Annotated in this window: 5 protein-coding genes; 3 read left to right on the top strand and 2 right to left on the bottom strand. The window is 74.4% G+C overall.

All coding sequences use genetic code 11. The features are described from left to right. Nucleotides 1-435 precede the first annotated feature (435 nt). Nucleotides 436-846 carry a cobalamin B12-binding domain-containing protein gene (locus tag AB8Z75_RS28405; RefSeq protein WP_369206898.1) on the top strand — a complete coding sequence of 137 codons (411 nt, stop codon included), beginning with the start codon at nucleotides 436-438 and terminating at the stop codon, nucleotides 844-846. Between the two features lie 40 nt (nucleotides 847-886). Here AB8Z75_RS28405 and AB8Z75_RS28400 read toward each other — a convergent pair whose 3' ends face one another. Then, a complete protein-coding gene (locus AB8Z75_RS28400; RefSeq protein ID WP_369206896.1) occupies nucleotides 887-2,431 on the bottom strand; it encodes a DUF5691 domain-containing protein in 1,545 nt (514 codons plus the stop codon). A gap of 830 nt (nucleotides 2,432-3,261) precedes the next feature. Beyond that, nucleotides 3,262-4,425: an SWIM zinc finger family protein gene (locus AB8Z75_RS28395; protein ID WP_369206894.1), complete on the bottom strand. Its 1,164-nt coding sequence runs from the start codon at nucleotides 4,423-4,425 to the stop codon at nucleotides 3,262-3,264. Nucleotides 4,426-4,948: 523 nt separating this feature from the next. On the opposite strand from AB8Z75_RS28395, the gene AB8Z75_RS28390 reads away from it, so the two are divergent. Together AB8Z75_RS28390 and AB8Z75_RS28385 are read left to right on the top strand one after the other, a co-directional pair. Next, nucleotides 4,949-6,052, top strand: a complete 1,104-nt coding sequence (locus AB8Z75_RS28390) for an AAA family ATPase (RefSeq protein ID WP_369206892.1) — start codon at nucleotides 4,949-4,951, stop codon at nucleotides 6,050-6,052. Next, nucleotides 6,049-8,448: DUF5682 family protein (locus AB8Z75_RS28385; RefSeq protein WP_369206890.1), on the top strand; the 2,400-nt coding region annotated here is incomplete at its 3' end. The genes AB8Z75_RS28390 and AB8Z75_RS28385, both read left to right, overlap by 4 nt.

Below are 8,448 nucleotides of genomic sequence, written 5' to 3'. Positions count from 1 at the left end.
CTTCCGCGATGTCACTGCGCCACTGCACCACTGCGCCGCCGCGCTGCCGAGTTGTTGCGCTGCCGGGCTACTGCGTCAGTGCGCGGGGACGCCAGTGCGCCGGGACGCCGCGGCGTACGCGGCGTACGGCGGGGAGTGCGCGACGTGGCGGACGCGGGTCGGAGCATGGTGGGGGACGGGCCGGGCTCAGTCAGCCCGGCCCGAATTGGCCCGATCCGAACCGGCCCGGCCTGGACCCATCCGGCCCGATCCGGGCCGTGAAGCGGGCGCGGGCGTAGGCCCGGCGTGCTGCGGAGAGTGGCCCGGCGTGTGATTTCTCCCTCCCTTCCGGGCGCGGAACGGACGGCTGCGGGATGCTGGAGATAACGTGCGTTCACGCCCCCATGGCCTGACCCGGCCGGGAGGTCGTGGAGGTCGTCCAACAGGGAGGCAATGATGGTTGTGTCCGGTCCGATTCGCGTGGTCGTCGCCAAACCTGGCCTCGACGGTCATGACCGGGGCGCCAAGGTCATCGCCCGTGCCCTGCGTGACGCGGGCATGGAGGTCATCTACACCGGCCTGCACCAGACCCCGGAACAGATCGTCGGCACCGCCATCCAGGAGGACGCCGACGCCATCGGCCTCTCCATTCTCTCCGGCGCGCACAACACCCTCTTCGCCCGCGTCCTGGAACTGCTGCACGAACGGGACGCCGCCGACATCAAGGTGTTCGGCGGCGGGATCATCCCCGAAGAGGACATCCCCCCGCTCAAGGAACAAGGCGTCGCGGAGATCTTCACCCCCGGTGCCACGACGAACGAGGTCGTCGAGTGGATCCGCACGCACGTGGGCCCGGTGGCCGCCTGATCCTTCCGAGCGGCCCGCGGCGGCGGGCCGCTGCGCCGGATCACCCCCTGTCGCGGAGCTCCGCCAGCATCGTGCCGCGGAGCCGCAACGTGCTGACGAGCCGCTGGAACGACTCCGCCCAGTAGGCGCCGGCACCCGGAGACTCCTCCTCCCGCGCGTCGGGGACAGCGGCGAGCGGGGCGAGCCGCTCGGCGTCGGACGGGTCCAGGCAGCGCTCGGCCAACCCCATCACTCCACTGAAGCTCCACGGGTAACTCCCCGCGTCCCGGGCGATCTCCAGCGCGTCCACGACCGCCCGCCCCAGCGGCAGCGACCACGGCACCGCGCACACCCCGAGGATGCGGAACGCCTCCGACAGCCCGTGGGCCGCGATGAAGCGCGCGGCCCACGCGCCACGCTCTTCCTCGGGGAGCACCGACAACAACTTGGCAGGATCACCCGGCCCCTCCGCGAACGGCTCGATGGGCTCACCGATCAGCGCACGTGCCCACGCGGCGTTCCGCTGCCGGACGGCCGCGGCGCACCACGCCGCGTGCAGGTCGTCCCGCCAGCCGTCGGCAACCGGCAGCGCGACGATCTGCTCGGGACTCCGCCCCTCCAGCCGTTCACACCACATGCCCAGCGGTGACGCCTCCACCAACTGGACGAGCCACCAGGCCCGCTCGCCCCGGCCCGTGGGCGGCTTGGGTATGACGCCGTCGCGCTGCATGGCGGCGTCGCACTCGTGCGGTGCCTCGACGACGATGCCGCCGCCGCCCACCCGGTCCGGCGCCACGCACGCTCGGGCCCGCTCCGCCATGCGTGCCGCCAGCGCTGAGCCGGGCAGCGCCGCCAGCAACTCGGCCGCCGTCGCCCGCACCGTGCGGCTGCGGTCCGCCAAAGCTCGCTCCAGGAACGGTTCGTCGGCCTCGCCGAGTCCCTGGCGCAGCGAGTCCAGGAACATCAGCCGGTCCTCGGCGCGCTCGGTCTGCCAGGATGAGGCCAGCAAGGCGAGACCCGCCTCCGGTCGACGTCGCCGCAGCGCCGACAGTACCGCCACCCGCTCGGCGAACAGGCCCTCCTGCCACACGCGTTCGCCCGCCCCCGGCTCCTCGCCCGGTATCTGGCGTCGCACGCCGTCCCGCAGCGCGTACCTCCAGTCCGTGTTGTGGCGCGCCAGCCACAGCGCTCGGGGGCCTGCGAAGGCCAGCGTCTCGGCCCGCAGGTCCGTACGGGCCCGCGCCGCGTCCAGCAGCGCCGGCAGCAGCTCGGCCGGGGCGCGATAGCCCTGGCGGTTGGCCTCCGCGAGCCACTGCGGCAGCAACTCGCCCAGGTCGGGGCCCGCCCCGCGCCGTCCCGCCGCCGCGCCCGCGTGACCGGCCCCGCTTCCCGTTCGCTCCGCGAGCAGCATGGCCAGCCGCTGCTCGGCTGCGGTGGGCAACGGGGCCCGCGTGTCCTTCGGCGCGGGCTGCGGCCGTTGCCGGGGCACGGCGGGCCGCGCGCCGGCCCGCCGACGAACGGTCTCGGCCGCCGCCGCGTCCAGCAACGCCGTCGCGCTCCCTCCCGGCGGGCGCCGCCGCTCGCCACCCAGCAGAGCGGCGGCCACCAACTCGCCCCACTCCGGGCCGTACGCCCCCCGGCCTCCGTCCCGCTCGGCATGGAGCCGACGGTCGTCCGCCGCCCGGCCCCCGTGCCGCTCGGCATGGGGCCGACGGTCGTCCGCCGCCCGGCCCCCGTGCCGCTCCGCGTGGGGCCGACGGTCGTCCGCCGCCCGGACCCCGTCCCGCTCCGCGTGGGGCCGACGGTCGTCCGCCGCCCGTGCCCCGTGCCGCTCCGCAGGGAGTTGGCCGTCCCCCTGGCTCCGCTCCGAGGGCCCGGCAGCTCCCGCCGACCTTGCCACCGCCCCCGGCTCGGCGGCGTACTGCGCAGCACGGAGGGCCGGTTGGGTACGGGGGCTGTCAGCCTCCGCGCCCTGGCGGGGTACTCGCGTCTCCGGTTGTGTGTGCGTGCTTCGGGGTTCTGCGCCGTGTCGCGATGTACGTGGTCCCGATTGCGGGTTCGCGCTTCCGGGCTCTGCGCCGTGTCGTGGTGTCGGGAGGCCCGGTTGTGGGTGCGCGCCCGCGGTGTCGGTGTTGGTGTCGTGTGGTGTCCCTCGCGCCTCCCCCCGCCCGTGCGCGCTTTCCGGCGCGCCTCCGTCTCGCGTGTCCTGTTCTTCCCGTCGCTCCGCCGTGCTTCCGGGCCGGGCGACGTGCGGCCCCCCGCCCGCTTCCGACGGCCCGCTCGCCCGGTGTTTCCGTCCGTCTTCCGTCTCAGCCGACACGTTATCCAGCTCCCGTCCCGCCGCCGTCGCCTCTTTCCGAGGGCGAAGCCCGCGCGGCTCGCCCGTTTCGTGCGTGCTGTCGACCGCTGCGCCCCCGCCCCACCGGCTTGCCGCCGTCAGAGGGCGACGGGTCTGCTTTCGAGCCATGCCGTGTGGGGGGTGAAGCCGCGGTGGCCGCACTCGCCGAAAACCGTCAGAGGACCGTCGGCGGCCATGGCCAGCAGTTTCCACAGGGGCTTCGCGCCGGTATCCGGGGCGATGGGAAGGGCGACGTCGGCTACGTCGGCTTCTGCGGAGGCCAGCTGCCAACCGGTGGCGGTCGCAGGCTCAGCCGCGCTGGGGCCCGCGGCAGGGGCGCCGCACGCGGATGGGGGCACCGGAACCACGTCCCGCAGCACGTACGGCCAGCCCTCCAGCCACGGATCGCCGCGGAGAGCACGCGCGTACGCCTCCAAAGCCGCCGGGATGCTGCCACCCGCCGGCCGGAAACCGGGCAGCGGCTCCCCGTGCCGTTCGCCGAGCGCGGCCCGCAGCGGGCTGCCGCCGGGGTAGTAGGCGAGCTCGGCGTCCAGCGCCGCGCCGACCGGCAGCGCCTGCTGAGGCACACGCCCGGCGGCGTAGGAGAGCAGCATCGCCTGGCGACCCGTCGCGCGGCCGTGCAGCCAGATGCGCCGGGGCGTGAGACGCCCCTCCTCCGTGTCCCGCTGAGCGAGCACCAGCCACTCGTCTCGTATCAACGCGTCACCGTCCGCGAGAAGTTCCGACGCCTCGACCGTCAGCCCCACCCGTGTGCGCACCGTCTCGGCCAGCGGCGTCGGCAGTGCGTCTCGTCCCTCCCAGGCGCGGGCGAGCAGATGCAGCAGCGCGCACTCCGCCAGCAGCCGTTCCGGCCACCCCTCGCCCGATCCGGCCACGGAACCCAGTTCCCGAACGCGTGCGGCCAGGCCCGGCGCTTGGGAGTCGACCATACGAGCCGCCATTTCCTCCCACGGCGCGTATCCGGCCTGTTCGGCGCCCGCGAGTCCGCCGCGCAGCAGGTCGCTCAGCCGCTGCTCCAGCTCCTCGGCGCCCGCGCTGATCCGGGCCGTGCGCTGTGCGGCACGGTGGCGCGCTGCCTCGGTACGGGTGTGGGCGCGAGTGTGGGTGTGGGTCTGCGGGTCGTCCGCACCGTCCGTGTCCGCTTCCCGCGCCTGGGAAGACCCCGCCACCGTCGTGGGTCGGCGTGGGCTGCCGCCCTTCCGAAAGCCCGTGCCGTTCCCGTCCCCTGCGTCCTTCGCCACCGTCGTGTCGACCTCCTCTCCAGCGCTCCCCGCCCCACCCGTGTCGGCGGTCTCCGAACTACCCCCCGCGGTCTCGGCACCGACCCCCGCGGTCTCGGCACCGACCCCGGCGGTCTCGGCACCGACCCCGGCGGCCTCCGCCACGGCCTCGGCGGCGGTCGCCTCACCGCTCGCGCGCCGGCCCCATGTCGCGCTGCCGTCCGCACTCGCTCCAGGCCACGCGCCGGGCGCCGCAAGCCTGCCCCCGGCGCGGGGCGCTGCGTCGGCAGGCGGCGGCTGCGCGCCTCCGTGCTCCGCCATCCAGCGGACCGTCTGTCCACCCATGCCGAAAACGGTAGGCGCCACCACTGACATCGGGCCCCCAACTCGCTATCGGTGCAGGTCGGAAGCGCTCCGGGGAAGATTGTCAGTGGCGGGGTGCAGAGTGGTTCACGGATCGGCCGAGGCGCTGCGGTGCGGGGGCTTCTTCCTTGGCCGCTCCCATGCCTTCTTCCGTAATCGAGCCCTGCGTTGAGGGGGAGTTGTGAACCAGAGCGATGTCGCGGAGCAGGCGGCGCTGCGGCCCCACGCCGAGGACGCGTTCGCGGATGAGCTGGCTGCCCTGGCGGAGGTCGACGACAGGCCCCGGCCTGCGCGTTGGCGGCTGTCGCCCTGGGCCGTGGCGACGTATCTCCTCGGCGGCGAGCTGCCGCAGGGCAGGGTCGTCTCGCCCAAGTACGTGGGGCCGCGCCGCATCGTCGAGGTCGCGGTCAGTACGTTGGCCACGGACCGGGCACTGCTGCTGCTCGGTGTGCCGGGTACGGCCAAGACGTGGTTGTCCGAACATCTGGCGGCGGCCGTCAGCGGGGACTCGACGCTGCTGGTGCAGGGCACGGCCGGCACAGCGGAAGAGGCGATCCGCTACGGCTGGAACTATGCGCAGCTGCTCGCGCAGGGGCCCAGCCGGGAGGCGCTGGTTCCCAGCCCGGTGATGCGGGCCATGGCCGAGGGTAGGACGGCACGGGTCGAGGAGCTGACCCGTATGCCCGCCGATGTGCAGGACACGCTGATCACTGTTCTGTCCGAGAAGACGCTCCCGGTTCCCGAGCTGGGTGAGGAGGTGCAGGCGGTCCGCGGCTTCAATCTGATCGCCACGGCCAACGACCGCGACAGAGGGGTCAACGAGCTCTCCAGTGCCCTGCGCCGCCGCTTCAACACGGTGGTACTGCCCCTGCCGGAGACGGCGGAGGCAGAGGTGGAGATCGTGGCGCGCCGCGTCGGGCAGTTGGGCAGTTCGCTCGACCTGCCGCAGGCCCCGGAGGGGTTCGACGAGATCCGCCGGGTGGTCACCGTCTTCCGTGAGCTGCGCGAGGGCGTCACCGACGACGGTCGCACGAAGCTCAAGTCCCCCTCGGGCACGCTGTCGACGGCCGAGGCCATCTCCGTGGTGACGGGAGGCCTGGCGCTGGCCGCGCACTTCGGCGACGGCGTGCTGCGCGCGGGCGACGTCGCCGCGGGCATCCGGGGCGCCGTCGTTCGTGATCCGGCGTCCGACCAGGTGGTGTGGCAGGAGTATCTCGAGGCCGTCGTGCGTGAGCGGGAGGGCTGGAAGGACTTCTACCGCGCCTGCCGAGAGGTGTCCGCATGACGGCCGCCGCACACGAAGAAGGCGGGGTGGCGCAGGGCTTCGGGCCTGCGCCGGAAGCGGCGCGGTGCGGGGGGCCGACGGACGGGCCGCTGCTGCTCGGCGTGCGGCACCACGGGCCGGGTTCGGCGCGAGCGGTCCTGGCCGCGCTGGAGGCGTACGCGCCGCGTGTCGTCCTGATCGAGGGACCGCCGGAGGGCGACGCGGTGGTGCATCTGGCGGGGGACGAGGCCATGATTCCGCCCGTCGCGCTGCTGGCCCATGCGGTCAACGAGCCGGGGAGGGCCGCGTTCTGGCCGCTGGCGGAGTTCTCGCCGGAGTGGGTGGCGATCCGCTGGGCGGTGGGGCGCGGCGTCCCGGTCCGCTTCATCGACCTGCCGGCAGCCCACACCCTCGCGATGAGCGAAGGCGAGGAGGAGCCGCACCCGGAGGGGGAGGAGACGGTCCCCGGCGGCCCCCACGGGGGTGGAGCCGCCGGGGACACGGCACCTGCTGGGGCGCATGGTCCGGCTGCCTCACGTGGTCCTGCTGTGCCGTGTGAGCCCGCTCTGCCGCGTGCTTCGATTGCGGCGAAGGGCCCGGCGGCGGTGCAGGACGCGGAGGAGGTGCGGCTCGATCCGCTGGCGGCGCTCGCGGAGGTCGCCGGGTACGACGACCCGGAGCGCTGGTGGGAGGACGCCGTCGAACACCGGAGAGGCGGCTACCACGACCCCTTCGAGCCGTTCACCGCTCTGGGCGAGGCCATGGCCGAGCTGCGCGCCGTGCACGGGGACGGAGGCCATGACCGGGACCTGCTCCGCGAGGCCCATATGCGGCTGCGGTTGCGGGAAGCCGTCAAGGAGTTCGGGAGTGCGGCGACGGCCGTCGTCTGCGGTGCCTGGCACGTGCCCGCGCTCGCCGAGCAGCAGCAGAGAACGGTGACGGCCGACCGGCGGATGCTCAAGGGCCTGCCGAAGGTGAAGGCCGAGGTCACGTGGGTGCCGTGGACGTACCGGCGGCTGGCGCGCCGGTCCGGGTACGGAGCGGGGATCGCCTCGCCCGGTTGGTACGGCCATCTGTTCGCCGCGCCGGACCGGCCCGTCGAGCGGTGGATGACGAAGGTCGCGGGGCTGCTGCGGGAGCAGGACCACCCTGTCTCCTCCGCTCACGTGATCGAGGCGGTGCGGCTCGCCGAGGCCTTGGCCGTCATGCGGGGACGCCCGTTGGCCGGGCTGACCGAGTCCACCGACGCGGTGCGCGCGGTGCTGTGCGAGGGCTCCGACGTCCCGGTGGCCCTGATACGGGAGCGGTTGGTGGTCGGCGAGGCGCTGGGCGAGGTGCCCGAGGGCGCCCCCGCCGTACCGCTGCAACGGGACGTGGAGCGTCGGCAGCGTGCCGTGCGGCTCAAACCGGCCGCCGCCGAGCGCGAGGTGGACCTGGACCTGCGCAAGGACACCGACGCGGCCCGCAGCCGCCTGCTGCACCAGTTGCGTCTGCTCGGTATCGACTGGGGCGTGCCCGCGCACTCGCGCGCGGGCAACACCGGCACGTTCCGGGAGACGTGGCGCCTGCGCTGGGAGCCGGAGCTGTCCGTGCGCGTGGCCGAGGCCGCGCTCTGGGGCACGACGGTGTACGAGGCGGCCACGGCCAAGGCCCGTTCCCGTGCGGTGGAGGCGCCGGGTGGCACGCTCGCGGATATCACCGCGCTGGCCGAGCACTGCCTGTTGGCGCACCTGCCGGACGCGCTGCCCGCCGTGATGCGAGTCCTGGCCGACCGGGCGGCGCTGGAGGCCGATGTCGGACACCTCGCGCAGGCGCTCCCCGCGCTGGTGCGCAGCCTGCGTTACGGCGACGTGCGGGGCACCGACGCGGGCGCGCTCGCCGAGGTGGCCGAGGGCATGGCCGCGCGCGTGTGCGTCGGGTTCCCGCCCGCCTGCGCCGGGCTCGGCGAGGAGAGCGCCCGCGAGATGCGCGGACATCTGGACGCGGCGCACCAGGCCGTGCACCTGCTGACCCGTGGCGAGGAGTGCGTCGGGGGCGGGAAGGCCCAGGCGGGGCCCGGCCTGCTGAGCAGGTGGCGCGGGATGATGCGGACGCTCGCCGGGCGTGACCGGATACCCGGCCTGCTGCGCGGTCGCTGCGTCCGGTTGCTGCTGGACGAGGGCTGTGCGACGGACGAGGAGGCGGAGCGGCTGATGAGCCTCGTTCTCTCGCCGGGGATGCCACCGGGTGAGGCTGCCGCGTGGATCGAGGGCTTCCTGTCGGGTGGCGGGATGCTGCTCGTCCACGACGAGCGGCTGCTCGCGCTGGTCGACCGGTGGCTGACCGGAGTGCCGGCGGAGGCGTTCACGGATGTGCTGCCGCTGCTGCGCAGGACGTTCGCTCAGTTCGAGGCGGGGGTGCGGCGCACGCTGGGGGAG

The organism is Streptomyces sp. PU-14G (genome assembly GCF_041028275.1).
Taxonomy (GTDB): Bacteria; Actinomycetota; Actinomycetes; order Streptomycetales; family Streptomycetaceae; genus Streptomyces.
Note: the sequence above shows the minus strand (reverse complement) of the source record. Positions and strands in the feature narration are given on the sequence as shown.

Bases quoted from the DNA above. Each gene is read 5' to 3' on its own strand.
- AB8Z75_RS28405 (WP_369206898.1), top strand. From the start codon at position 436: ATGGTTGTGTCCGGTCCGATTCGCGTGGTCGTCGCCAAACCTGGCCTC.